This window comes from Sulfitobacter sp. 1A15258, from assembly GCF_043557045.1.
GTDB classification, from domain to species: domain Bacteria; phylum Pseudomonadota; class Alphaproteobacteria; order Rhodobacterales; family Rhodobacteraceae; genus Sulfitobacter; species Sulfitobacter faviae.
The window spans coordinates 501,407-528,115 of the sequence record NZ_JBIFFK010000001.1 but is presented as its reverse complement, the minus strand read 5'-3'; the positions used below and the strand labels follow the sequence as shown (position 1 = coordinate 528,115).

The 26,709-nt window shown below is 63.7% G+C and carries 20 protein-coding genes; 7 read left to right on the top strand and 13 right to left on the bottom strand.

Annotated elements, in window-relative coordinates; genetic code table 11:
* Positions 1-6: 6 nt before the first annotated feature.
* The 3 genes from radA to alr all read right to left on the bottom strand — a co-directional run bounded on the left by radA (position 7) and on the right by alr (position 3,600).
* A complete protein-coding gene (gene radA / locus ACGYK9_RS02650; protein ID WP_394408254.1) occupies positions 7-1,374 on the bottom strand; it encodes a DNA repair protein RadA in 1,368 nt (455 codons plus the stop codon).
* Between the two features lie 104 nt (positions 1,375-1,478).
* Positions 1,479-2,276: a DNA repair protein gene (locus ACGYK9_RS02645; protein ID WP_394408251.1), complete on the bottom strand. Its 798-nt coding sequence runs from the start codon at positions 2,274-2,276 to the stop codon at positions 1,479-1,481.
* A 280-nt stretch (positions 2,277-2,556) separates the two neighbouring features.
* On the bottom strand, positions 2,557-3,600 hold the full coding sequence (gene alr, locus ACGYK9_RS02640; protein WP_394408248.1) for an alanine racemase: 1,044 nt from the start codon (positions 3,598-3,600) through the stop codon (positions 2,557-2,559).
* Between the two features lie 129 nt (positions 3,601-3,729).
* Between alr and ACGYK9_RS02635 the strand changes: the two genes are divergently transcribed.
* Positions 3,730-4,455, top strand: a complete 726-nt coding sequence (locus ACGYK9_RS02635) for a sterol desaturase family protein (RefSeq protein WP_394408245.1) — start codon at positions 3,730-3,732, stop codon at positions 4,453-4,455.
* Between the two features lie 100 nt (positions 4,456-4,555).
* Positions 4,556-5,863: an alpha/beta hydrolase family protein gene (locus tag ACGYK9_RS02630; protein WP_394408242.1), complete on the top strand. Its 1,308-nt coding sequence runs from the start codon at positions 4,556-4,558 to the stop codon at positions 5,861-5,863.
* Positions 5,864-6,156: 293 nt separating this feature from the next.
* Here ACGYK9_RS02630 and ACGYK9_RS02625 read toward each other — a convergent pair whose 3' ends face one another.
* The 8 genes from ACGYK9_RS02625 to ACGYK9_RS02590 all read right to left on the bottom strand — a co-directional run bounded on the left by ACGYK9_RS02625 (position 6,157) and on the right by ACGYK9_RS02590 (position 15,416).
* Positions 6,157-7,656, bottom strand: a complete 1,500-nt coding sequence (locus ACGYK9_RS02625; RefSeq protein ID WP_067268251.1) for a replicative DNA helicase — start codon at positions 7,654-7,656, stop codon at positions 6,157-6,159.
* Positions 7,657-7,806: 150 nt separating this feature from the next.
* Complete coding sequence (locus ACGYK9_RS02620) at positions 7,807-8,484, bottom strand: orotate phosphoribosyltransferase (RefSeq protein ID WP_394408239.1); 678 nt, start codon at positions 8,482-8,484, stop codon at positions 7,807-7,809.
* 55 nt (positions 8,485-8,539) lie between these two features.
* Positions 8,540-9,571: a dihydroorotase gene (gene pyrC, locus ACGYK9_RS02615; protein ID WP_394408236.1), complete on the bottom strand. Its 1,032-nt coding sequence runs from the start codon at positions 9,569-9,571 to the stop codon at positions 8,540-8,542.
* 46 nt (positions 9,572-9,617) lie between these two features.
* Positions 9,618-10,577, bottom strand: a complete 960-nt coding sequence (locus ACGYK9_RS02610) for a phosphoadenosine phosphosulfate reductase (protein ID WP_209217651.1) — start codon at positions 10,575-10,577, stop codon at positions 9,618-9,620.
* Positions 10,578-10,720: 143 nt separating this feature from the next.
* On the bottom strand, positions 10,721-11,416 hold the full coding sequence (locus tag ACGYK9_RS02605) for an FkbM family methyltransferase (protein ID WP_394422379.1): 696 nt from the start codon (positions 11,414-11,416) through the stop codon (positions 10,721-10,723).
* A gap of 3 nt (positions 11,417-11,419) precedes the next feature.
* Complete coding sequence (locus tag ACGYK9_RS02600; RefSeq protein ID WP_394408231.1) at positions 11,420-13,774, bottom strand: glycosyltransferase family 2 protein; 2,355 nt, start codon at positions 13,772-13,774, stop codon at positions 11,420-11,422.
* Entirely contained in the window at positions 13,774-14,400 is a 627-nt protein-coding gene (locus ACGYK9_RS02595; protein WP_394408228.1) for a sulfotransferase, read from the bottom strand. The genes ACGYK9_RS02600 and ACGYK9_RS02595 overlap by 1 nt, the downstream gene beginning before the upstream one ends.
* The gene (locus ACGYK9_RS02590; RefSeq protein WP_394408225.1) at positions 14,397-15,416 is read right to left on the bottom strand and encodes a glycosyltransferase family 2 protein; all 1,020 of its coding nucleotides are present in this window, start codon (positions 15,414-15,416) and stop codon (positions 14,397-14,399) included. Before ACGYK9_RS02590 ends, ACGYK9_RS02595 begins: the two co-directional genes overlap by 4 nt.
* A gap of 185 nt (positions 15,417-15,601) precedes the next feature.
* Between ACGYK9_RS02590 and ACGYK9_RS02585 the strand changes: the two genes are divergently transcribed.
* A complete protein-coding gene (locus ACGYK9_RS02585) occupies positions 15,602-16,510 on the top strand; it encodes an AAA family ATPase (RefSeq protein ID WP_394408222.1) in 909 nt (302 codons plus the stop codon).
* A gap of 5 nt (positions 16,511-16,515) precedes the next feature.
* Positions 16,516-17,775, top strand: a complete 1,260-nt coding sequence (locus ACGYK9_RS02580) for a VWA domain-containing protein (RefSeq protein ID WP_394408219.1) — start codon at positions 16,516-16,518, stop codon at positions 17,773-17,775.
* Between the two features lie 211 nt (positions 17,776-17,986).
* Here the strand turns inward: ACGYK9_RS02580 and purL are convergent, their stop codons facing one another.
* Positions 17,987-20,146, bottom strand: coding sequence for a phosphoribosylformylglycinamidine synthase subunit PurL (gene purL, locus ACGYK9_RS02575; protein ID WP_394408216.1), 2,160 nt, complete (start codon positions 20,144-20,146; stop codon positions 17,987-17,989).
* A 283-nt stretch (positions 20,147-20,429) separates the two neighbouring features.
* Positions 20,430-21,341 (bottom strand): LysR family transcriptional regulator, encoded by a 912-nt coding sequence (locus ACGYK9_RS02570; protein WP_209217657.1) that lies wholly within the window; start codon positions 21,339-21,341, stop codon positions 20,430-20,432.
* 169 nt (positions 21,342-21,510) lie between these two features.
* On the opposite strand from ACGYK9_RS02570, the gene ACGYK9_RS02565 reads away from it, so the two are divergent.
* The 3 genes from ACGYK9_RS02565 to murI are packed head-to-tail and all read left to right on the top strand — an operon-like array spanning position 21,511 to position 26,673.
* The gene (locus ACGYK9_RS02565; RefSeq protein WP_394408213.1) at positions 21,511-24,924 is read left to right on the top strand and encodes an indolepyruvate ferredoxin oxidoreductase family protein; all 3,414 of its coding nucleotides are present in this window, start codon (positions 21,511-21,513) and stop codon (positions 24,922-24,924) included.
* A gap of 57 nt (positions 24,925-24,981) precedes the next feature.
* Positions 24,982-25,854, top strand: coding sequence for a lysophospholipid acyltransferase family protein (locus ACGYK9_RS02560; protein WP_394408210.1), 873 nt, complete (start codon positions 24,982-24,984; stop codon positions 25,852-25,854).
* Positions 25,855-25,863: 9 nt separating this feature from the next.
* On the top strand, positions 25,864-26,673 hold the full coding sequence (murI, locus tag ACGYK9_RS02555; RefSeq protein WP_394408207.1) for a glutamate racemase: 810 nt from the start codon (positions 25,864-25,866) through the stop codon (positions 26,671-26,673).
* Positions 26,674-26,709: the final 36 nt, after the last annotated feature.

The following is a 26,709-nucleotide window of genomic DNA, read 5'->3' as shown; positions in this document are numbered from 1 at the left end:
GGGGGATCAGCCCGCCCCGAAAATTTCGCCAACAAATCCGGTCAGATCGCTCATCGTATTCAGCGCAATTCCGGTCACACCCACAGCCTTGCCGCCGCGCGGTGCAATAGCGCTCGTAAAACCAAGTTTTTGCGCCTCTTTCAACCTGTTTTCCGTCTGGCTGGCGGGGCGCAGCGCACCGGAGAGGCTAATCTCTCCGAAAACAACGGTTTCGGCGGGCAGGGCCGCGTCTTCCCGCGCCGAGAGGATTGCGGCGGCCACGGCGAGATCGGCGGCGGGTTCGGAGATCTTCATCCCGCCCGCCACATTGAGGTAGACATCCAGCCCCGCGAAAGGAATTCCGCATCGCGCTTCCAGCACCGCAAGGATCATTGCCAGACGCCCCGAATCCCAGCCCACCACCGTCCGGCGCGCTTGGGAGTGGGGTGAGGGGGCCACCAGCGCCTGAAGCTCGACCAAGACAGGCCGGGTGCCTTCGATGCCCGCAAAGACAACCGAACCGGGGGAGGGTTGCCCGCGTTCTGACAAGAACAGCGCCGAGGGGTTGATCACCTCTGACAGACCGCCGCCCGTCATCTCGAAAACGCCGATCTCATCCGCCGGCCCAAAGCGGTTTTTCACCGCGCGCAGGATACGGAACTGGTGGCCACGCTCGCCTTCGAAATAGAGCACGGTGTCGACCATATGCTCCACCACGCGGGGGCCAGCGATCTGGCCTTCTTTGGTGACATGTCCCACGAGGATCACGGCGACCCCGCGGCGTTTGGCGAAACTGGTCAACTCATGCGCCGCGGCGCGGACCTGACTGACCGATCCGGGCGCGCTTTCGACGTTGTCGGCCCACATGGTTTGGATCGAGTCGATGATGGCAAGCTGCGGGCGCTCGGCCTCAAGCGTGGTTAGGATGTCGCGCAGGTTGGTTTCCGCGGCCAGTTTCACCGGCGCTTCGGAAAGGCCCAGTCGTTGCGCGCGCATGCGGACCTGCGCGCTGGCTTCCTCCCCGCTGACATAGATCGTCTTGAGGCCGGAGTTGGCGAAATGCGCGGCGGCTTGCAGCAGGAGGGTCGATTTCCCGATGCCGGGATCGCCGCCCACGAGGATCGCCGAAGCAGGCACCAGCCCGCCGCCCAACACGCGGTCCAACTCCGCAATGCCCGACTGTGCGCGCGGGGGCGGGGTTTCTTGTGTGGCAAGATCGGTGAGTACAATGGCAGAGCCGCGCCTTGCGCCCAAGGATTTACTGGGCGGCCCTGCGGAGATGCCTTTGTCTTCGACGATGGAATTCCACGCGCCGCAGGCGTCACAGCGCCCGGACCATTTGGAATGTTTCACGCCGCATTCGGCGCAGGAAAAACTGGAGGAGGATTTGGCCATGGGCCCTTTTCGCGCAGGTGCCCGATGGCGTCAAAGGAAAAGCATCCGGCCCTTGGGTGATGATCCCGGGGGGGAACCCAATGGGCCGGATGCCGCCGCTGGCATTACTCAGCGGCTTTGGGCGGCAGGTCGATCACGATATTGTCGAGCGATGTCGTCTCGGGCTTGCGCTCGGGCGTTTCGGTCTGGACCACACGTTCAAGGCCAAGCTCGGGCATGATCTCACGCATCTCTTCACGCAGACGCTCAAGCTGGGCCACGGCGACGCTTTCTTCGAGTTCGACTTCGTGCAGCCAATGTTTAATCTCGGTCGAGATCGCTTTTGCCTGATCGAGGCGGCTGTTGAAAAGTTCGACCTCTTCTTGACGCTGCTTGAGGAAGCTGCGGGCACGGGCCAGTTTCTCATCCGAATAGGCTTCGGCCAGATCGCGGGCCACGTGGCTCATCTGAGCGGCCATTTCCAGCACGGCAGGCTCCAGCGTGGCGAGGTCGGGATGATCGCGCAGATAGGCCAGACGTTCGCGCACCGAATCGAATTCCGAGCTCATCTGAAAGGTTTCGGCCCGGTCGGCGGCGTGCACGGCGGCATAGGCGCGGGCCACGTCCTGCATGCCGACATTGAATTGGCGGTGCGAGGTCTCAAGCTGCATGACACGGCGGTTAGTGGGCAGGAAAAAGCACAGGCCCACAGCAAGGACGGTCAGCGCCAGTTGGGCGTACATCCCGGCGTTTTCGACAGGCTCACCGGCGTATTGCAGATCAAGGCTGATCCAATTCCAAAGGCCGAGGGCCGCCATGATGCTGGCCCCGGTAAGGGCAAGCGCGGCGAGGGCAAAGACCACGACGGCGAGCCGCTGAAAGGCGAATTGGATGAGGTAGGCAAAGGAACGAAGCTGGGACATACTTTCTCCCCCCTGGAAGAGCTACTAAGCAAGTTTCTGCCGACCAACGCCTCCTTATCCTTCTTTGTTCCCATTCCCTGCGGGATTATGCTGAGGATTTAACGTAGTTTTGCCGAGATTATGGCACAACCGCAGGTTTTTCGGAAGTTATTTGCGCCTGCGCAGTGCAATTTCGTGATCGGCAGCGCAGGGCAGGGACGATGCGTACCCTGGGGAAATGGCAGTGAGTCGCGCAGCATCTTTCGCGGCGGCGTGCTGCGACGCGGGGAAAATCGCCGACCTAACCGGCGTAGTTTCGCGCATATCTTGCGCCCAAAGAGGTGAGCACCTCATAGCCGATCGTGCCCGCCCAATCCGCCAAATCGTCAACGCCTTGGCTTTGCCCCAGCAGTTGCAAGGTCGCGGGCACCTCCTCCAATGCAGAGACATCCACCGTGATCAGGTCCATCGAGACGCGGCCAAGGATGGGCAGGGTAACACCCTCATGCTGGAAACAGGCGGTGCCGGTCGCATTGCCCATCGCGCGCAGAAGGCCGTCGGCGTAGCCCGCGGCCACGGTGGCGAGCGTCACGGTGCTCTCCGCCGTCCATGTGTTGCCATAGCCCACAGTCTCCCCGGGGGTGACGCTGCGGCTCTGGATCACTGGCACGTCGAGGGTAACCACTGGTCGCGCCTCTGTGAATGGGCGCCCGCCGTAAAGACCGATGCCGGGCCGGGTGACGTCGAAATGATACTCCGGCCCCAGCAGAATGCCCCCCGTGGCGGAGAGCGAGCGCGGCACCTCGACCCCTTGGGTCATGTCGCGGAAACTGTGCAGTTGCGCGTCGTTCATCTCGTGATCCGGCGCGTCCGAGCAGGCCAGATGCGACATGATCAGCCTGGGGTTCTGGCTCAGCGCGATGTCGCGCAGGGCTGCCCATTCCGCAGGCTCCATCCCCAGCCGGTTCATCCCGCTGTCGAGTTGTATGCCGAAAGCATGGCCGGGCAGGGTCTCTAGCTGGCGCAGAAGCTGCTCTGTCGAGTTGATCATCGGCGTCAGCGCGGCACCGGCAATCGCCTCTGCATCGCCCGGCATATGACCGGAAAAGACATTGATCACCGGGCCTTCGCCCAAGGCTTGGCGCAGGGCCACGCCCTCTTCGGTCAGAGCCACGAAGAACTGCCGCGCACCGGCCTCGGCCAATGTCTTGGCCACACGGGCGGCGCCCAGCCCATAGCTGTCGGCTTTGACCACGGCGGCGGTCTCGGCCTTTGTCATACGGTCGAGGGCGCGCCAGTTGTCGGCGATGGCTTGTAGGTCGATGGTCAGGGTCGATTTTGTCATGCGCGGATGTGGGCCGGAATGAGGGGGGAGGTCAAGCGGCCAAGGGCACCTAACGTCATGCGCGACAGGCAGGCGGGGGATTTGTTACAGTTTTGCCTACCGGATGCGCAGGATGGGGAGGTCAGACGGATGTCACGGATCAAGATCATGTTCGGCCATGCGGGCGTGTCGCTCATGGCGCTGGCCGCTGTGGTGGCCTTTGTTGCGATGCTTTGGGGGGCGCCGCTGTGGTCTTGGGCGCTGGTGCCGCTGGGGGTCGCGGCGCAGATGCTTAATGAGTACAACCTGCACCGACATGTCTTTCACCTTGCCCCGCCGAAGCGGCAGTGGGCCTTTGATCTGCTTTACCGCGCGCATTACGGACACCATGATTTCCCGACCAATCACGGGCTGTTCTTCGTGCCGGTCTGGGTCGCGGTGCCGATGCTCGTGGGGAACTTCCTTCTGGTCTGGGGCATCGCGGCGCTTTTGGGGTTCGAGACCAGCATCTGGATCGCCACGGCGATCGTGCCTCTGGGCGGGGTGCTGACCTTTTTGGGCTATGAGTGGTTTCACATGACGGCGCATCTGACGGTGCCAAAAACGGCGGTGGAGCGGCATGTCACACGGCTGCACAACCAGCATCACTTTCGCGACTTCAACAAATGGTTCCACGTCAGCCCGGGCGGGGAGATCATCGACCGGGCCATGGGCACCGATATCGACACCGAGGCTTTGAAACAGCAGCAGCGGGTGGCTTTCATCCGCACCTTGGGGATGCAGCCCGATGACCCGAGGTTGCTGGCCGCCCGCGCGAAATTCGCCGGGAAATACGGGCTGAGCGAGGCCGAAGTGGCGCGCGCCGCGCGGGGGTAGGTGTGAAACTTCCGTAACGTTACCCGAAGGGCGCTTGCCTGTCCCCGTGGCGCGGGTAGGCTCGGCGCAATTCAAGGGAGGACGAACCATGCACCGACATATGACCACCACAGCCCTGCTTGCCGCGGGCCTTACCGCTGGCGCGGCGCAGGCGGAGAACCGGATCGACCGGCAATTGCCGAACGCGCCCGAACTTGCGGCCTATGGCGACCATGCCGTGGGGGTGCGCACTTTGGAGATGGTCAACCCCGACCAGATCGACATCCTCGCCATCGACCCCGCCGCCGACAAGCCCGAGGAGATGCCGCGCTACGACCGGCCGCTGACGGTGGAGATGTATTACCCCGCCGCCGTGGGGGCGGAGGGCGAGACCGCCTTCAAGGCTTATCTCCGCGACGGCACCACCGAGGTCACGCTCGAGGGACAGGCCATGCGCGACGTCGATCCGGCGGAGGGCGAGACCTTTCCGCTCGTGCTGATCAGCCATGGCTATCCGGGCAACCGGTACCTCATGTCGCATCTGGCAGAGAACCTCGCCTCCAAAGGCTATGTCGTGGCCTCGATCGACCATACTGACAGCACCTACCGCACGCAGGCGGCTTTTGGCTCGACACTGGTGAACCGCTCGCTGGACCAGCTTTTCGTGCTTGAGCAGATGGCGCAGAAGGCCGCGGAGGGCGGTGATTTCGCGGGGCTCTATGATGCCGAGAACACAGGTCTGATCGGCTATTCCATGGGCGGCTACGGCGCGATCATCACCGCCGGGGGCGGGGTGACGGAGGCTTCGGTCGGCTATACATGGGGCGGGCCGCACGGGACGCTAGGCATTCATCAGGCCGGCTCCGAGACGCATGACGCGCTGCCCGACCCGCGCATCAAGACCGCCGTGGCCTTCGGCCCCTGGGGCATGAACCGCGGCTTTTGGGATGCCGAGGGGCTGGCGGGTGTGCAGATCCCGATGTTGTTTATCGCAGGCTCGCAGGACGATACCTCGCTCTACGAAAACGGCATCCGGGCGATCTGGGAAAACACCTCGAACGTAGACCGCGCGCTGCTGACCTACATGAATGCGGGCCACAACGCGGGCGCGCCCATGCCGGCGCCGGAGGAGGCCTATTACTTCAGCGAGGACAAGGGCTTCAACATTTCCGAGCATTACACCGACGCGGTCTGGGACACGGCGCGGATGAACAATATCGCGCAGCATTTCGTGACCGCGTGGATGGACAGTCATTTGAAGGGTGAGAGTGAGAAGGCGGCGTATCTCGATCTGGTAGAGAATTCGAACGACGGCGTTTGGTCGGTCGAGGAGGATGGGACCGAGAAGGAGGACCACAGCTACTGGAAGGGTTTTCCGGAGGGGACCGCCAAGGGGCTGATGTATGAGGTGAAACCGGCGTCCGAGTGAGGCTGGGGCCCGGTAGCGTTGCCGGGCCTCTTTGCCACTAGGCCCGGAATCAAGCCGTAGGCGCCGGTCCATCGCCCGCCCGCCCCGTCACGCCGGAGGCGTGCCGGATTATGATCGGCGCACCTTCGGTGCGACCGGGTAGGCGATTTGGTGAGGCTGGGTGGTACCTCGCGGAACGCACATCATGGTTGCACCATAAAGTGGCGCGAGGCTACCGGGGATCGCCAACCCATGGGCAGGCGATGGCCCTTGTTCCTAAAATTCCCGTTGGGGAAAACTGCAGACGCCAGCCCTCAAAACTCCTGATCGTCCCCGCCGCCCTGCTGCCAAGGCTGCACGAGGTTGCCGAACCGGGTGAACTTGCCCTCGAAGCTGAGGTCTACCGTGCCGATGGGGCCGTGACGCTGCTTGCCGATCACCACCTCGGCGCGGCCGTGTAGACGCTCCATCTCTTCCTGCCAGACCGCCATCTTGTCGAGCTCGTGATCGCCCGGCTTCTCGCGCTCCTTGTAGTATTCCTCGCGGTACACGAACATCACCACGTCGGCGTCCTGTTCGATCGAGCCGGATTCCCGAAGGTCCGAGAGCTGCGGCCGTTTATCGTCGCGGCTCTCCACCTGACGCGAGAGCTGCGACAGGGCGATCACCGGGATGTCGAGTTCCTTGGCGATGGCCTTGAGGCCCATGGTGATCTCGGAAATTTCGTTCACCCGGTTCTCGGATTTGCCGGTGCCGCGCACGAGCTGGAGGTAGTCGATGATCAACACGTCGAGCCCGTGGGTCCGCTTCAGGCGCCGCGCGCGGGCGGCAAGCTGGCTGATCGGCAGGGCAGGCGTGTCGTCGATGAAGAGCGGGCAAGCCTCGAGCGCCTTGGCGGCATCAACGAAACGGCGGAACTCGGCCTCTGTCATGTCGCCCGAGCGGATCTGGTGGCTGGGGATCTCGGCAGCTTCCGACAGAATCCGCGAGGCAAGCTGTTCGGCGCTCATCTCGAGGCTGTAAAAGCCCACGACGCCGCCGTCGATAGCACCCTCGGTGCCGTCGGGCTTCATCCCGCGCTTGTAAGCCTTGGCCACGTTGAAGGCGATGTTGGTGGCAAGCGATGTTTTACCCATCGAAGGGCGCCCGGCGAGGATCAGAAGGTCCGAGCGGTGCAGACCGCCCAGTTTCTTGTCCATGTCGATCAAACCGGTGGAGACGCCCGAAAGCCCCCCGTCACGCTGATAGGCAGCATTGGCCACGTTGACCGCATCCGTGACGGCCTTCAGGAAGGACTGGAAACCGCTTTCCACCTGACCCTGTTCGGCCAGCTTGTAAAGCTCCTGCTCGGCCTCGACGATCTGCTCGCGCGGCTCGGAGGAGACATCGACCTGTGCAGCCTTGGCCGAGATGTCGCGGCCCAGCTGGATGAGGTCGCGCCGCACGGCGAGGTCATAGATCATCTGCGCGTAGTCGCGCACGGCGAAGGCGCTGATCGCCGCACCGGCAAGGCGGGCCAGATAGGCCGGGCCGCCCAGCTCCTTCAGCCCCTCATCGTCCTCCATGAAGGCCTTGAGCGTGACCGGCGAGGCGAGGTTGTTCTTGGCGATCCGCTGGGCCGCGATGTCGAAGATGCGGGCGTGGACCGGCTCGTAGAAGTGCTTGGGCCCGATGACCGAGGCGACGCGGTCGTAGACGTCATTGTTGGTTAGGATCGCGCCCAAAAGCTGCTGTTCGGCCTCGATCGAATGCGGCATCGATTCCGGTGCCTGCACGGCCAATTGGTTCGCGTTCAGCGATGTAATCTCGTTCATGACCTCACCCATTTCTACCCAGATGGACCTCATAGCCAGTGGGTTCGTCCGGCGCAAATTGTATCTTTTGTGGATATCTTTACCGACAAAAGGCCCCACCACATTTTGCCTTGTGGTGGGGCCTTCGGTCAACATCTTGCGGAATTTCGGTTAACTTTTGCGGGATTCCTGCCAATCGCGCGGGGCGTTCAGGAAGGCTTCGACCTCCGTCAGCGTGGCTGCGTCAAAGGCCCCTTGGGTGCGGGCCTCGGCAAGCACGTCCCACCATGTGCAGAGCGCATGGAGCGTAACGCCATGGTCGCCAAGGGTCTTTTCGGTCTGGGGGAAGATGCCGTAGTGAAAGATCACCGCCGTATGGGCGCAGGTCGCCCCGGTTTCGCGAATCGCGTCGACGAAGCTGAGTTTCGAGCCGCCATCGGTGGTCAGGTCTTCGACCAGCAGCACGCGCTGTCCCGGCGTCATCTCACCTTCGATCCGCGCGTTGCGACCGTAGCCTTTGGGCTTTTTGCGCACATAGGTCATAGGCAGGGCCATGCGTTCGGCGACCATGGCGGCGAAGGGGATGCCCGCCGTCTCGCCCCCGGCGATATTGTCGAAGGCCTCAAAGCCCGCGTCGCGCATGACGGTGACGGTGAGGAAATCCATCAGCGTGGACCGGATGCGCGGGTAAGAGATCAGCTTGCGGCAGTCGATATAGGTGGGCGACGGCAGTCCCGAGGCCAGCGTGAAGGGCTCCTCCGCGTTGAAATGCACCGCGCCGATCTCCAGCAGCATGCGCGCGGTGAGGCGGGCCATTTCTTGGGGGCTTGGGTGGCTGGTGGGGATCATGGCAGGCGTCCTTGGGTGGGGAGAGGTCGGAGCGGTATTTAAGAAAGGATGAAGATCAGGTGGTCCAGTGCAGATCGAAACCGGGGTCGAAGACCGTGACCGGGCCGTCGGGCGTGTCGATGCTGTCGGGGTGCTGGGGCGCTTCGCGGCGTAGGGTGATCTGTGTCTCGTTCGGGGGCAGGCCGTAGAAGGCAGGGCCGTTGAGCGAGGTGAAGGCTTCGAGCTTGTCGAGCGCGCCGTCTTCTTCGAATACTTGAGCGAGGATGGACATCGTGTTGGGCGCGGTGAAACAGCCCGCGCAGCCGCAGGGCTGCAGCTTGGCGCCATCGGTATGGGGCGCGCTGTCGGTGCCGAGGAAGAAGCGCGGATCACCGGAGGTGGCCGCTTGGCGCAGGGCGCGGCGGTGGGTCTCGCGCTTCGCGACCGGCAGGCAGTAGTAATGCGGGCGGATGCCACCGGCGAGAATGTGGTTGCGGTTGATCACCAGGTGGTGCGTGGTGATCGTGGCGGCAAGACCGCTGTCGTTGCTGCGCACATAGTCGGCGGCGTCAGAGGTGGTGATATGCTCCATGATCACGCGCAGCGAAGGATGCGCGCGGCGGATCGGGTCGAGCACGCGGTCGATGAAGACGGCTTCGCGGTCGAAGATGTCGATCTCGCTGTCCGTGACCTCGCCATGGGTGCACAGCGGCAGGCCGATCTCGGCCATGCGGTCGAGCACCGGGGCGACATTGTCGAAGTTCGACACGCCGCTGGCGGAGTTGGTGGTGGCGCCCGCGGGATAGAGTTTGACGGCGTGGATCAGCCCTTCGGCATGGGCGCGGGCGACATCGTCGGGGTCCGTCTCCTCGGTCAGGTAGAGGGTCATCAGGGGCGTGAAATCCGCGCCCTCGGGCAGGGCGGCCATGATGCGGTCGCGGTAGGCGGCGGCCTGGGCGCCTGTCACAACGGGGGGCACGAGATTGGGCATGATGATGGCGCGGGCAAAGTCGCGGGCACTGTGCGGGACCACGGCGCGCAGCATATTGCCGTCGCGCAGGTGCAGGTGCCAGTCATCGGGACGGCGGATCGTGAGGCTTTGTGTCATGGGCGCGGGGCTAGCACAGAGCGGGGCCGCGCGCCAGATTGAAAACCTATCCGGTGGCGGTCGCGGCCTCGGCCACGCGGGCCTTGCGTCTGGCGCGGATGCGTTCGAGGCGGCGGGCAAAGCGGGGCGCTTTCATCCGGGCCGAGACATTGGCGCAGAGCGCTTCGAGCAGCAGTTCGCGCCCTTGGGTGTTGATCGCTTGGCTGAGGTTGCGCAGATAGGGCAGGTAATCGCGCCGCGCGCGGTAGAGGGCGGCGAAGCGGGTTGCGTCCAGCGTGCCCTCGGCGGCGGCTTGCAACAGCGGGTCGAGCTGGTCGATCTCTAGCAGGTCGGTTTGCAGCGCATCGCCCATGAAGGGCATCCGCAATTTGGTGACATTGGCACGGGTGAAGAGCGCCGCATGCATCGCGTCGAGCCTCTCGCGCGGGTCATAGAGGACGAAGACCCGTTCGGCGGCGTCGAGCATATCGGGCGCATAGCCATAGCGGGAGGTGAAATCGAGGATGCGCATATCTGCGAAACGGTCATCCCATTCGGTGATGCGCGGGTTCAGCGTGGCCTGCGGTTGGATCGCCACCACTGCCGCGCCGGGGGCGGCCACGGAATAGGCGGCGGCGGCATAGGCGCAGGGGCCCGCGCCATAGAAGAGCACTTGGTCGAATTCGTCGAAGAAGCCGTCGTCAATCAGCCGGTCGAAATAGGCATAGACCTCTTCGGCGCGGAACCATGTGTCACCGTCGCTGGCAAGGCACAGATGCGACCAATCGTGATTGCGCACCATGTCCCAGCCCAAGGGCTGCGCCTTGTCAGAGAGCGCATGCATGCCCTGATAGGTCTCGAAGGTGACGAGCAGGGTCGTCTCACGCTCGATGAAGGCGGAGAAGTGGCTTTTGCCCAGAGATTGGAAATAGCCGTCTTCTTCGGCGACGGCCTCAATCGCGCGCAGCCATTTGCGTTTGGGCATATCGGCCAGTGAGCTTTCGATCGTGGGCGTCTCGCGCGGCATCGGGCATCCTCGGGCTTGTCGGGGCGGGGCAGAACCGCCGTTTCAGCTGGGTGTAGCCGGATATTAGGGCAAAAATGCGGAAAATCCGTGAGAAATTGAAGAGAATGTGACGGTTTTCCGGGGGCGCAGCTGTCGAAGGCGCGTTACCACCTATGGCGGAAAGCCACGACTTTGTTGTGCGAGCCGCGGTGATAATAGGCCATGCCCGCCTGCATGAAGGCGGTGAAGACCTTGTTGACGCCCTCGGGGCCGATCCATTGCGGGTGCAATTCGATGATCGCGGCGCGGAGGGTGTCGAGGGGCAGGGTGGGGATCAGATCGACCTCGGCCCCTTCGATGTCGCAGATCAATACGCTTGGGGTGAGATCGGCAAAGACTTTAGCCGCGTCGAGCACGTCGATCTGATGGGGCTCAGGCGGGTCTTCGTCTTTGAAACGGGTCAGGGAAGACGACAGGATGCGGTCGCGCACATAGAAATCCGCCTTGCCGGGGGCGGGGCCGAGGATCGCGTTGGTGACATGGGCGTTCGACAGCCCGTTGGCCGCGTGGACCCGCCGGATATAGGGGATGAGGTTGGGGTTCGCCTCAAAGCTATGGACTGAGGCGACATTGCGTTTGCTGGCCACCAGCGTCGACATATAGCCAACCCCGCCGCCCAGTTCGATCACCCTGTCGCCTTCGCGGACGACGCGCAGCGCGGCCTCACTCTCCTTGGCTTCATAGGCGTTCTGTCGCAGCAGCTTGCGGATCCGCCCGCGCAGGATCGCCGGATCGTCGGGAAACTTCATGCCGCGGGAGTGGATGAAATTGGGTTCAGACGGGGGCGCGGCCTGTGTCACGGGTCAGCTTTCCATATCGAGGGCAAGGGCATAGGCGGCGCGCTCTGTCGCGGTTAACTTGATGTTAAGCGCTTGGCGGTAGAGATCGCGGAACTCCGGTGTCTGGCGCAGTTCTTCGGCCTTGGCGCGGTGCCAGTCGAGGCCCGCTTGGTGATGTTTGCGGAGTTGGGCGTCGGTGAGGAGGCGGTCCATTTCGGCGCGCAGACGGGGCAGGTTGCGCTGGATCGACAGGTCGCGGTGGTCGTTCCAGTCCATCCGGATCCAATAGTTGATCCCGATGGAGCGGTCGACGTGAAGCGCGCGCCCGCGCTGGCGTTTGATGAGGAAGGAGTCGGCTGACCGGAGGGCATAATGGTTTAACTGCAGCAGATCATAGCCGATGTTGCTGCGCGAGGACCGCCAGCCATTGCGCAGCGCATCACGTGTCATGTCGTGGCCCGCGCCGTTGACCCATTTGACCTCGGACACCGCGGCCTCGTTCAATTTGTTTGGCCGGTGGCAGGACAGCTTGCCATAGGCGCCGAGGTTGCGGAACATCGTTTTGAACCCCCATGCGGTATGGGGTTTGGGGCAAAAACTCGGCGCGCAGTGTTCGAATTGGCCGATCACGGGGGCCTCCGACAGGGCGGTCACATCGTTGTGGCCGAAGAGGCGCCACGTCATCGCGATATTCGTGGCCTCGGGGGCGGCGGCGAAGAAGTCTTCGAGCCTGCCGTTGCCGGTGCGGATGTTGACGAATTCGTCAACGTCGATATGCGCGATCCATTCCGCTTGGCGGACGAGCGGTTCCTCCAGCGCTTGGTTCAGCGCGTGTTGTTGGGGGGAGTTGCCTTTCCAATCGTCGTTGTTGCGGTGCTGGAGAATGCCCATGTCTTGCAGACGCCCCAAAACGGCATCGGTGCCGTCGCTGCAATCATTGGTGTAGATCAGGAAGTTATCAAAACCCACGGCGCGGTGATAGGCCACCCATTCGACGATATAGGGCGCTTCGTTTTTCATGCAGGCGACGATGACATTGCCGCTGTTGCCGGACGGCAATGTGCGCGGGGGCACGGCGGTATAGGCGGGCGCGGGTTGGTCTTCGCCCGCAGGGGCTGCGCCGTTGTGGGGGCGGAAAGGGCCGCGCAGAATGGTTTCGTGGTTGACCTTTAGTCGGGTGAGGAGCCGATCATTGGCGGCGCGCGTCTCTTCGGGGGCGTCGGGATCGTGCAATAGCGCCTCGAACATCGCCGCGGAGCGGCGGGCCTCCTTGGCATCTGCGCGTTTTTGCGCGAGCGGGGTCGCGGTACTGCGGATGCGGTGGGCGAAGGCGGCGAGGTATTGGGTGGCGCGAAAGCCGAACTGGGGGTCGGCTTCTTGCCAAGCAGCCTCGGGCGCATCGGGGGTAAGCGCCTGATCCAGCGTGGGAAAACGGGCGATGAGTGCTGCGTTGTCGCGGGCGAAATGGACGGAGATCGCGGCGAGGCTCCCGGGTTTGATCACGGGGCCGCCGATTTGGAGCGCCTGCAACATCTGGCTCCATGTGCTGCGCGGGCAGGCAAGGTCATGGGCCTGTTGGTAACGGATCAGCACATCGTTGAACTGCCGCATCCGCGCCAGCCAAGGCGCGGGCAGGGCTGCGAGGGCGCGGCCGGGATCGACGGGGCCGAGGGGCGTGGAAAGGCCGAGGCTTTCGGTGATCTCGCTGGCCCCGGCCTTGGACATAAGATGGGGCAGGTCGAGCGGGCGAAACGTGATGTTCTCTGCGCCGAAGACGGCAGCCCAATGGGCGTGCAGCGCTTGATAATCGACCCAAAAGGGCGGGGCTTGCACCTCGGGGAAAAGGCCGAAATCCGGCGCGGTCTCTCTCTGAGCAAGCGCGCCCTGCCACCAGTCGCCGCGCTTAGCCAAGGCCAATTCCTGCGTTAGCGGATGACGGCGGCTTTCGGCCACGGCAAAGCCGTAATGCGCGACCAGCGTCCGTGCCTGTTCTCCCAGATGCGCGATCACGCGGATATCGTCGAAATAGGGGCGCAGCAGATCGTGCAGGGCGCGCAGCTCCTCGGGCCGCGACAGCAGATTGCCCAGTTGCGCCGCGCTAAGCACCACATGATCGGCGCGGGTCGCGGCCAGCTCATGGGGGATCAGCGCGTGAAATTCATCGCGCAGGGTCGTGCCGATCAGGGGGCTGTCCAAGCCGCGGCGGTGCCGTAGCAGCCCCACCGCTTCCGGGGCGGCGCAAGCGGCATAGAGGCGGACGTGGTTCCAGTCAGCGGCGAGAACCCCCTGCTTGAGCAACGCGTCCTTTTGCTGTTGCAGGATGTTGCGCAGCCGGGCGGCAGCGCGTTCGGTCGGACCGATGAAGAGGGTCAGCCGCATCACCCGGCCTCCGCCTTGCCGGTGTTGCTTTGGCCCCACCACGGCAAGTCGATCTCAAGATAATCCGCGATCTTGTCGCGCGCCTCGGGGTCTTCGATGTCGAACTCCAGAAAGTTGGCACTACCGGCGAAGACGCGGCGGCAGAAGCTGAAATGCCCTTCGATCCACCGGGCAAGCTCGGCCTCGTCGCGGCCAAAGCCGCGGGGCAGCCCCGGCACATCGGCTTGTGGCAAACGGCGGCGGCCCAGGTTGTTCCAGCGCATCATGCTGTTGGCCGTTCTGGCCGGATCACGGTGCGAGAGTAGGAACTTGACCTCGGGGTGGTGGTGCTGGATGGCGTTCAGCACGCCCCAATCGGTCTGCGGCCAAAGGCTGCGGTCATGGCGCACGGCGCTCATCTCATTGATCACGTCGAACTCATGCAGCCGCGCCAACGGGTCACCGCTGGCAAAGTAATCGGCATAGATGATCCGGCCTACATGCGCTCCGGTGATCTCGGGCGAGTTGCTTTGGCCCTTGCGAATGCGCCAATCCGCGACCTTGAGCCCGGCGTGGCGTAGCGCATCTGTGAGCGTGGTGGTGCCGGTCTTGGGCAGGCCGAGGTTTACGATCCGCGGCCCCGTCATGTGAGGCCGATCTCGGCGCGGATCCGCGCTTCGGCGGCGCAGAGCGGGCTGGCTGCGCGCAGCTGCGCCTGCATTTCGCGGTAGCTCGGATCGGTCAGCAGCGCCTCGCGGCGGGCGCGGTGGGCGGCCACGGAGGCGGCATGCAGATCGGCGACGCCGGGCAGCGCTTTTAGGCGGTCGATTTCTTCATTCAAGGCGGGCAGGTAGCGCTGAATCGAGCGATCCTCCCAAGCTGCATCGTTCCGGTCGCGCCAATAGCTGTCATCAAAAGCGCGGTGTTCGCGGTTCACGTCGCCACGGTCGTTCTTGACCAGATAGCTGTCGAGCGAGCGCAATGCGTAGTGGTTCAGCGTGGCAAAGCGCCGTGCGCCGCGGGCGGGAAAGGCGCGGATGCGGCGTTTGCTGGCGGCACTGCGAAAGGGCTTAGGCACCTGACGGCCCGCGCCATCGGTCCAATGCGGTTGGTGCTTCCTGTCGTCGTGGAAGGGCCGGTGCGCCCCGTAGTAGCCCAAGGGGAAATCTTGCCGGACCAAAGTCTTAACCTCAATCGCCGTATCGGCACAGCAGATGTCGGGGTTATGGCTATGGGTGAATTGCGCGATGACGGGGGCGTCGGTGAAATCCTCGATCCCGCCATTGGCGAAGAACTGGAAATGCAGCGAGATCGCCTGCGGGTTGCCGCAGGCCGTGATCAGGGCGGGCAGTCGGTGGTCGCCGACATGAATGTTCAGAAACTCATCCACATCGGAGATCCAGACCCAATCGGCCTGTGTGACGATGGGATGACGCCGCGCATCCTTGAGCGCCTGCATCTGGTAGTTTCGATTGGTGGCCGGGTTGGGCAGATGGGTGACGAGACCGTGGCGGGCAAGCGCGTCGAGCAGCGCATCGGTACCATCGCTGCAATCGTTGGAGTAGAATAGGAAATCCGTGACCCCGATCACCCGGTTGAAGGCGATCCATTCCAGCAAAAACGGGCCTTCGTTCTTGACGCAGGTGACAGCGGTGATGCGCATGTCAGACCCCGCCGCGCCGGATCGCGATGAAAATGCTCTGTCCCATATCCGCCCCTGTGGCCCCCTTGTTGCCGGAAGCCGTCGTTTATTGCGCAGGACTATGCCAGCGCGGGGAAATCCCGTCAATCTGCCGCCGCGCGGTCTGCCCTCTTGACGGGGCGGGGTGGGAATGCACCACTGGGGCCATGAAAAACATTGATACGATCGACGCGGTCCAAGAGATGCTGAGCGCTGAGGGCTATGTCTGCGACCGCGCGCTTGGGGTCGTGGTGTTCCTCAGCCTCACGCTGGGGCGGCCCTTGTTTTTGGAGGGCGAGGCGGGCGTCGGCAAGACCGAGATCGCCAAGGCGCTGGCCGCCGGTCTGGGGCGGCGGTTGATCCGGTTGCAATGCTATGAGGGGCTCGACGCCTCCAGCGCGGTTTACGAATGGAATTTTCCGGCGCAAATGGTGGCGATCCGCACGGCGGAGGCGGGCGGCGGTGCAGACCGGCGCGCGCTGACGCAGGAGTTGTTCAGCGACGACTACCTGATCGAACGCCCGCTATTGCAGGCGCTGCGCCCGGATGAGAACGGCGCCCCGGTGCTGCTGATCGACGAGTTGGACCGCACCGATGCGCCTTTCGAGGCGTTCTTGCTGGAGGCGTTGAGCGATTTTCAGGTGACCATCCCCGAGCTTGGCACGATCCGCGCGCCCGAGCCGCCGATTGTGATCCTGACCTCGAACCGCACGCGTGAGGTGCATGACGCGCTGAAACGCCGCTGTCTATACCACTGGGTCGATTACCCGGATGTGGCGGGCGAGATGGCGATCCTTGCCGCCCGCGCGCCTGAGGCAGCAGAGGCGCTTAGCCGCGAGGTGGTGGCCTTTGTCCAGCAATTGCGGACCGAGGATCTGTTCAAGAAGCCGGGCGTGGCGGAGACGATTGACTGGGCGAAATGCCTGCTGGCTTTGGATGTCACAACGCTCAGCCCCGAGGTTATCGCCGATACGCTGGGGGCTGTGCTGAAGTATCAAGATGACATCGCCAAGCTGCAAGGCTCCGAGGCGGCGCGCATTCTTGATCAGGCCCGCGCATCGCTGGCGCCTGGCTGAGCGCGATGGCCGAAGACCTACCTTTGGACCTGCCTGACGACCCCAAGCTGGCGGGAAATATCACCCATTTCGCCCGCGCCCTGCGCCGGGCGGGCTTGTCAATCGGGCCGGGACGGGTGGTAGAGGCGGTGGAGGCCGTCGCCGCCCTGGGCTTCACCAGCCGCCGCGATTTCTATTGGACGCTCCATGCCTGTTTCGTGAGCCGCCCCGAACAGGCGCGGGTCTTTGCGCAGATATTCCGGCTTTATTGGCGTGACCCGCGGTATTTGGAGCATATGATGGCCGCGATGCTGCCTGCGATCCGCGGCGTGCAAGAGGATCGCCCCGCCACGCCCGCCGAGAAACGTGCAGCAGAGGCCCTGTTGGACGGGGCCGAGGCACCGGAGCGGGAGGACGCGCCTCAACCCGAGGAGACCCTCGTCGAGGTGGATGCAAGCCTGACCATGTCCGCGCGGGAGCGGTTGCGGACATTGGATTTCGAACAAATGAGCCTTGCCGAAATGGCTGAGGCGAAACGGATGTTGGCCAAGCTCGACCTGCCGGTGCCGCCGATGACGAGCCGCCGCAATGTGGCGGCGGCGCGGGGGCGGATCGACGTGGCGCGCACGATGAAAGCAGCGCTGCGGCGGGGTGGAGAGGCGGACCGGCTTTATCGGAAGACACCGCGCGCGCGCTATCCGAACCTCGTCGTGCTGTGCGATATTTCCGGCTCGATGAGCCAATACAGCCGGGTGATCCTGCATTTTCTGCATGCGGTGGCCAACCGCAGGGGCAAAGGCTGGGCGCAGGTGCACGGTTTCACCTTTGGCACCCGGCTGACCAATATCACCCGCCATCTTGCCACCCGCGACGTGGATGCGGCGCTTGCCGCGGCGGGGGCGCAGGCGCAGGACTGGGAGGGCGGCACGCGCATCGGCGCGGCGCTGGCGGCCTTCAATCGCGACTGGTCGCGGCGGGTCATGGGGCAGGGGGCGGTGGTCTTGTTGATCACCGACGGGCTGGACCGGGACGACCCGGCGGAATTGGCGCGGCAGATGCAGCGGTTGCAGCTGACCGCGCGGCGGGTGATTTGGCTGAACCCGCTGCTTCGCTGGGACGGTTTCGCGCCCAAGGCGGCGGGCATTCGCGCGATGCTGCCCCATGTCGATAGTTTTCGCGCCGGGCATTCGATTGCATCATTGGAAGCGCTGGCCGAGGCGATCTCGGGCCCCGATGATGTGGGGGAGAAGGCGCGGATGTTGGCGGGGTTGAACGCAGAGGTTTAGCCGATGAAGGGCGGGCGGAGGGCTGCGGGTCTCTCCAAAACCAGAGGGGTCTCGGACCCACCCTTGATTGATCCCGGCCTGTCACCCGCCTGTCGTCGGTTCAAGCGAAATAGCCGTATCCCCTAAAGGGGCCCCTCGGCGATTTAGCTTGCCCCGCCGCCCTGCGCGCGACCGTTTGGTCTCAAGCAAGGGCGGCTCCGAAACCAGAGGTTCAGGCGAAGGTCTGGGCGAAAGTGGTCCGGTAGGTCGCGCGCAGGTCCGACAGGGGGGCGGAGGTGTTGCCGAAGCTGACCTTGTCGCCGCCAAAGGCGCCGACGGCGGTGACCGCTACGCCCGCTTCCTTGCCCGCGGCGATCAGGGTTTCCGCGGCGTCGGCGGTGCAGGCGACGAGGTAGCGGGCTTGGTCTTCGCCGAAGAGGATGGCGGTGTCTTCGCTTTCGATTTCGACGCCGATCCCTGCGGTTTCAGCCAGCTCGAAGGCCGCGAGGGCGAGGCCGCCGTCGCCGAGGTCGGTGCAGGCGGAGATTTGGCTGGCTTGGGCGCGGATGAATTCGCCGTGGCGGCGTTCGGTGGCGAGGTCGACATGGGGGGCGTCGCCCTCGGCCCGGTCGAAGGCTTCGGCGAGCAGGGCGGATTGGCCGAGGTGGCTGCCAGTCGCGCCGATCAGGAGGGCCACATGGCCGTCGCGCAGTTGATTGCTGATGACCTGATCGAGGCTGTCGATCAGGCCGACCGTGCCGATCGTGGGCGTGGGCAGGATGCCTTTGCCGTCGGTCTCGTTATAGAGCGAGACATTGCCGGACACGATGGGCATGTCAAGCGCGCCCACGGCCTCGCCGATGCCTTTGATGGCGCCGACGAATTGGCCCATGATCTCGGGCTTTTCGGGGTTGCCGAAGTTGAGGTTGTCGGTCGTCGCCAGCGGTTTGGCGCCCACGGCGCAGAGGTTGCGATAGGCTTCGGCGACGGCCTGTTTGCCGCCTTCGGTTGGGTTGGCTTTGACATAGCGCGGGGTCACGTCGGAGGTGAAGGCCAGCGCCTTGTCGGTGCCATGCACCCGCACGATGCCTGCGCCGAGGCCGGGCAGGCGGACCGTGTCGCCCATGACCATCGTGTCGTACTGTTCGTAAACCCAGTCTTTCGAGGCATGGTTCACGGAGCCGATCAGGGCGCGCAGACCTTCGATCGGGTCGATGCTGGGCGCATCGGTCAGCGCGGCGGCGGCGGGTGTCTCCACCCAAGGGCGGTCGTATTCGGGCGCGGTGGAGGCGAGTTTCGACAGCGGCAGGTCGGCTTTGACCTCACCATCGAGACAGATGAGGAAGCGGTCTTCGGGGAGGGTTTCGCCCACGATGGCGAAGTCGAGGTCCCATTTGTCGAAGACGGCTTTGGCCTCGGCCTCAAGCTCAGGGCGCAGCACCATGAGCATACGCTCTTGGCTTTCGCTGAGCATCATTTCATAGGCGGTCATATGCGGCTCGCGCGTCGGGACCTTTTCAAGGTCGAGACGCACGCCGAGACCGCCTTTGTCGCCCATTTCCACGGCAGAGCAGGTCAGCCCCGCAGCGCCCATGTCTTGGATCGAGATCACGGCGCCAGTGGCCATCAGCTCGAGCGTGGCTTCCATCAGGCGCTTTTCGGTGAAAGGGTCGCCGACTTGAACGGTGGGGCGTTTCTCTTCGATGGTGTCGTCGAATTCGGCGCTGGCCATGGTCGCGCCGCCGACGCCGTCGCGGCCCGTCTTCGCACCGAGGTAGACCACGGGCATGCCCACGCCGGAGGCGGCGGAGTAGAAGATCTTGTCGGCATCCGCCAAGCCCGCCGCGAAGGCATTGACGAGGCAGTTGCCGTCATAGGCTTTGTCGAAACGCACTTCGCCGCCGACGGTCGGCACGCCGAAACAGTTGCCATAGCCGCCGACGCCTTCGACGACACCGTGCACAAGCTGACGTGTCTTGGGGTGGTCGGGGCGGCCGAAGCTCAGCGCGTTCATCGCCGCGATGGGGCGCGCGCCCATGGTGAAGACATCGCGCAGGATGCCGCCGACGCCGGTCGCAGCACCTTGGTAGGGTTCGATGTAGGAGGGGTGGTTGTGGCTTTCCATCTTGAAGACCAGCGCTTGGCCATCGCCGATGTCGACCACGCCCGCATTCTCGCCCGGGCCACAGATCACCTGCGGGCCGTCGGTAGGCAGCGTGCGGAGCCATTTCTTGGAGGATTTATAGGAGCAGTGTTCGTTCCACATGGCCGAGAAAATGCCCATCTCGGTATAGTTCGGCTCGCGCCCGAGGATATTGACGACCTCGGCGTATTCCTCGGGGGTGAACCCGTGGCTGGCGATAAGGTCGGGCGTGATGGCTGGATCTTGCATGGAAATTCCCCGGCTGGCGCGTTTGCGCCCTCATACAAGGGGAAGTGCCGGGGGGGAAGTGGCTTTGGCCGCCTGCGGGCTGAAAGAAGGCGATGGGCCAAAAAAAAGGCCGAGCTAAAAGCTCGGCCAAGTCCAACAGGGAGGTATGAAGCGACGCGCCCTCAGGCTGTCAATCTTCATGATGGTGAAATAGGAGGCAGGGCTGCTCAAATCAAGGCTAATTAACATGGCAAGTCATCATGGCCGATATGCGCCTATTGCATGGCTGGCGATGGGCTGCGGTTCAGCCTTCGCCTTCCACCCGTTCGCGCCACTGTTTGCGGTAGGTAATGATCTCTTCTTGAACGAAATCCTTGAAGGCGGCGACGCGTTTGGATTGGCGCAGTTCTTCTGGATAGGCGAGGTAGACCGGCACTTCGGCGGATTCGATATCGGGCATGACCTGCACGATATGGGGGAAGTCTTGGATCAGGTAGTTGGGCAGCACGCCGAGGCCAAGGTGGTGCACCACGCCTTGGAGCACGCCGAAATAGTTGTTCACCGTCAAAAGCGAGCGCAGGTCATACATCATCAGCTCTTTGACCAGTTGCAGCCCGGCGCCGACCTGATCGCTGTCTGTGTTTTGACAGATCAACCGGTGGTCGGTCATGTCTTCCATACGCTCAGGCGTGCCGTGTTTCTCAAGATACTCCGGGCTGGCGTAGAGGCCCATGCGCACGGACATCAGCCGTTTGCGGACCAGATCGGCCTGGCTCGGTTCCTTCATGCGGATCGCCACGTCGGCCTCGCGCATCGGCAGGTCGAGCACGCGTTCTTCGAGCATCAGATCGACTTTGAGGTCGGGATATTGCTCGTAGAGTTTGGGCAGGCGCGGGGCGAGCCAGAGGGTGCCGAAGCCGGTCGTCGTCGTGACGCGCAGCTCGCCAAAAACCTCTTCTTCGCTGTCACGGATGCGCGCCGCGGCGGCGTCAAGGCGTTTGGCCATGGCCGAGGTTGCGTCGAACAAAAGCTCCCCCTGTTCGGTCAGGATCAGCCCGCGCGCATGCCGGTGAAAGAGGTTGGTGTTAAGCTGCTCTTCCAGCCCGCGAATCTGTCGGCTGACGGCGGATTGCGAGAGGTTGAGCTTGTCCCCCGCATGGGTCAGCGACCCCGCATCGGCCACGGCGTGAAAAATTCTGAGTTTGTCCCAATCCATGGCCCGTACTTTCCTTGCCCAGCCTTTCTCCTACCTTAATAGCCGGGAGAAAACAGCACAAACCGTCGCCTGCGGGACTGCCGTTGCGGAATAACTGCTATACAGGTCAGTAACTGTGACCTATAATCCAGGCAATCATGCAAGACTGACGTGCTAGGGAGGGCCCGCCATGACGACGCAAAAGATTTCACTCAACGACCGTTTCGACCTCGATAAAAGCCCGGTGCTGCTGAACGGCACGCAGGCGCTGGTCCGGCTGATGATGATGCAATCGGCACGGGATCGCGCCGCGGGGTTGAATACCGCGGGCTATGTCACCGGCTACCGGGGCAGCCCGCTGGGGGGCGTGGATCTGCAAATGCAGCGCGCGCAGAAGTTCCTGACTGACTACAACGTGCGCTTCGAGCCGGGGCTGAACGAAGACCTCGCGGCGACCATGCTTTGGGGCAGTCAGCAGGCGGAACTGCGCGGGGAGGGCAAATACGACGGCGTCTTCGGCCTGTGGTACGGCAAGGGGCCGGGCGTGGACCGCACCGGCGACGTGATGCGCCATGCCAACATGGCGGGCACCTCGCCCCATGGTGGCGTGCTGATGGCCATGGGTGACGACCACACCGGCGAATCCTCCACCGTGCTGCACCAGTCCGAATGGGCCATGGTGGATGCCTATATGCCTGTGGTCTCTCCCGCAGGTGTGCAGGAAATCCTCGACTATGGGCTTTACGGCTGGGCGCTCAGCCGTTTCTCGGGTCTTTGGGTCGGTCTCAAGACTATGAAGGACACGGTGGAAGCGACCAGCGTGGTCAACGGCGATCCCAACCGGATGAAGCTGATCACGCCTGACTTCGACATGCCTGATGGCGGGCTTTCGATCCGTCTGAACGACACGCCGCATCTGCAAGAAGCGCGGATGATCGACTACAAGCGCTTCGCGGCAGAGGCGTTCTCTCATGCCAACAAGATGGACAAGCGCGTCTGGGGCAAGCGCGGCGCCAAGATCGGCTTTGCCGCGGCGGGCAAGAACTGGCTCGATCTGGTACATGCGCTGAGCCTGTTGAACATCGATGAGAACGAGGCGGAGCGTCTGGGGATCACGACCTACAAGATCGGCCAGACCTTTCCGCTCGACATGCAGGGGTTCCACGATTGGGCCGATGGGCTGGACCTGATCGTGGTCGTCGAAGAGAAACGCAAACTGATCGAGATCCAGATCAAGGAAGCGCTCTTCAACGACACCCACCGTCGGGTCTATGGCTGGCACAAGGGCGGCGCGGGCATGGAGCATGGCGAGGAATTGTTCCCGACCCGTGGCGCGCTCGACCCCATTCTGATCGCCGAGAAGATCGGTGGTATTCTGTTGGAAGAGGGGCGCGAGACCGATGGCATCCGCGCCGGGCTGGAAGCGCTGAACGAGGCGCGCCGTTCGGACAATGCCGAGGATATCGCCGCGCGCCTGCCGTACTACTGCGCGGGCTGCCCGCATAACTCCTCGACCAAAGTGCCCGATGGCTCGCGCGCCTATGCGGGCATCGGCTGTCACTATATGGTGCAGTGGATGGACCGGGAGACCACGGGTTTCACCCATATGGGCGGCGAGGGCGCGAACTGGATCGGGGAGGCGCCGTTCTCGAATACCGAGCATGTGTTCCAGAACCTCGGCGACGGCACCTATAACCATTCCGGCGTGCTGGCCATTCGTGCCGCCATCGCGGCGGGGACGAACATCACCTACAAGATTCTCTACAACGATGCGGTCGCCATGACCGGCGGGCAGCACAACGAAGGCGACCTTGACGCCTACCGCATCGTCGAAGAGTTGAAGGCGATGGGCGTGAAGAACGTCGCGGTTGTCTACGACCAGAAGGAAGACGTAGACCTGACACGCTTCAAGGGTGTCGAAATCCACGAACGGGCCGAGATGCCGAACGTGCAAAAGGCCTACCGCAAGCACAAGGGCGTCAGCGCTATTGTCTACATCCAGACCTGCGCTGCCGAGAAGCGCCGCCGCCGCAAACGCGGGCTGTTCCCGGACCCCGACAAGCGCGTCTTTATCAACGAGGACGTCTGCGAGGGCTGCGGCGATTGCGGCGTGCAGTCGAACTGCGTGGCCGTGGTGCCGAACGAGACCGAGCTGGGCCGCAAGCGCGCCATCGACCAGTCGCAGTGCAACAAGGATTTCTCCTGCCTCGACGGGTTCTGCCCCTCCTTCGTGACGCTGGAAGGCGCCAAGATACGCAAGGACCCGACCACGGAACTGACCATCCCCGACCTGCCGCAGCCCGAGTTGCCCGAGATCGACGGCACCCATAACGTTGTCATCACCGGCGTCGGCGGTACCGGCGTCGTGACCATCGGTGCACTGCTGGCGCAGGCGGCACAGCTTGACGGCAAGGGCGCTGGCATGATGGAGATGGCGGGCCTCGCCCAGAAGGGCGGAGCGGTGCATATCCACTGCCGTCTGGCCGAACGCCCCGAGGACATCAGCGCGATCCGCGTCGCCACCGGCGAGGCGCATGCGCTTATCGGCGGGGATCTGGTGGTCTCTGCTGGTCACAAGACGCTGGGACTAACGCGCGTCGGTCGCACCGGTGCCGTGGTGAACTCGCACCAGATCATCACCGGCGACTTCACCCGCGACACCGAGTTTCAGATGCCCTACGACCGGCTGAGCCTCGCGCTCGAGGCGCGGCTGAAGGATGACGTGGCGATGTTCGATGCCTCTGATCTCGCCAAGGCGACTTTGGGCGACTCGATCTTCTCCAACATGATGATCTTCGGTGCCGCGTGGCAGCGCGGCCTGCTGCCGCTGACGTTCGAGAGCCTTATGCAGGCGATCGAGATGAACGGCGCGGCGGTGGAGCGCAACAAACGGGCCTTCGAGATCGGTCGCTGGGCCGTGCTCTACCCCGAGGACGCTAGAGCGGTGAGCCAGCCCAAGGTGGTGGAACTGCCCAAGTCGCTGAACGAGAAGATCGCCTTCCGCGAGAACCATCTGACGGAGTATCAGAACAAGAAGCTGGCCAAGCGCTACACGAAGATGCTCGACGGGATCAAAGACCGCGACGTCAAGGCCGCGGCGGCGATGGGTTACCACAAGGTGCTGAGCTACAAGGACGAATACGAGGTCGCCCGCCTGCTGATCACCAGCCGCGACAAGGCGCGGGCGGAGTTCGACGGCGACTTTAATATGACCTTCCACATGGCGCCGCCGCTGATCTCGAAGATGGGCCCGAACGGCCGTCCGCAGAAGCGCGAGTTTGGCCAGTGGCTGGAAGGGCCGCTGCGGGTCATGGCAAAGTTCAAAGGGCTGCGCGGCACCCCGCTCAATCCCTTCGGCTATACCGCCGAGCGCAAGATGGAGCGTGCGTTGATCAAGCAATATGAGGCCGATATGGCCGAGGTGCTGCCAAAGCTGACCGACCAGACCCGCGACGCCATCGTGGCGCTGGCCGAACTGCCGCTGCAAATCCGCGGTTTCGGACCGGTCAAACAGGCCAATGAGGCGAAGGCCGCGAAACGGCGCGAAGAACTGCTGGCGGTGATCCGCGCAGGCGGCACGGCCACGGCCAAGGCGGCGGAGTAATACCGCTGTTACATCTTTGCCCTAAAGTGTCCGCCAAGACGACCCTGAGGCCGAGATGTGACCTACGCCCGTGACATAAGCTATGCCCATTCCGCCCGAACCCGGGGTGGAAGGGCGCTCATCCGATTGATGGAAAACACCACCGGGCGCGTGTCCTTGCTGAAACGGGCCGAAGGCTACGAAGACGATCTGGCCGCGGGGCTGGGGTTCTTCGATGCGATGGTGCAGCGCTGTGGTTTGACGCTGGACGTGATGCGCGGCGCTTTGGCGGATATCCCGACGCGGGGGCCGGTCATTCTGATCGCCAATCACCCCTACGGCATTCTGGATGGGCTGATGCTGGGCCATATCCTGAGCCAGACGCGCGGCGATTTTCGCATCATGGCCAATGCGGTTTTCAGCCAAGCGCCGGATCTGGCGCATCATCTGCTGCCCATCAGCTTTGCCGAAGACCGCGCCGCACTGGCGCTCAACCTCGCCACCCGCCGGACCGCGTTGAACTATCTGGCGCAGGGCGGGGCGATTGGTATCTTTCCCGGGGGCACCGTCAGCACCGCTGCGCGGCCCTTTTCGCAGCCGTTGGACCCCGGCTGGCGCAGCTTCACGGCGCGGATGATCGCGAAGTCTGACGCCACTGTGGTGCCAATTTACTTTGACGGCCACACCAGCCGCTTGTTCCAGATCGCCAGTCACCTGCACGCAAACCTGCGCATGGGGCTGCTAATCAAAGAGTTCCGCGCCCGTGTCGATACGCCCGTGCGCGTGGCCATCGGCGCGCCCATTCCGCGCGCCACGCTCGACCCTCTGGCGGGGGACGCAAAAGCGATGATGGATTTCCTGCGCAAAGCCACCTATGAGTTGTCACCAAAGCCGGGCCAGTATCAGGGCCTCGGTTACGAGTTTGAGGAACGGCATAGAGCCGACAGGTGACGACGGACCATGGCAGTTGGTATTTTCGATTCGGGGCTGGGCGGGCTGACCGTCTGGAACAAGGTGCAAGAACGGCTGCCGGAGGTGGATTTTATCTACCTCGCCGACAGCGCCCATGCGCCCTATGGCGTGCGCGACGCCGATGACATCTATGAGCTGACCTGCGCCGCCGTGCAGCGGCTGTTCGATGCGGGCTGCGATCTGGTGATCCTCGCCTGCAACACCGCCTCTGCCGCCGCGCTGCGCCGGATGCAAGAGGGGTGGATCCCGCGCGACAAGCGGGTGCTGGGCGTCTTTGTGCCGCTGATTGAGGCGATGACGGAGCGGCAGTGGGGCGACAACTCTCCGCCGCGCGAGGTGGCGGTGAACCATGTGGCGCTCTTCGCCACGCCCGCCACGGTGGCAAGCCGCGCGTTTCAGCGTGAACTGTCTTTCCGCGCCATCGGTGTGGATGTCGAAGCGCAGGCCTGCGGCGGGGTGGTCGATGCCATCGAAGAGGGTGACATGATCCTTGCCGAAGCACTGGTGCGCAGCCACGTCGACGCGCTGAAGCGTAAGATGCCCAACCCCGATGCGGCAATCCTGGGCTGCACCCATTATCCGCTGATGCAGGAAGCCTTTCAGGCGGCTTTGGGCGGGCAGGTCAAAGTCTTCAGTCAGGCCGAATTGGTGGCGGATTCCTTGGCCGATTACCTTGAGCGGCATCCTGATATGACAGGCACGGGTGAGGCGGCTTTTCTGACCACTGGTGATCCCGCCCGGGTGAGCGACCGCGCGACGCAGTTCCTGCGACGACAGATCACATTCACCGCCGCCTGAACTCCAATTACATTTCGTTCCGAACAAGGGGACATA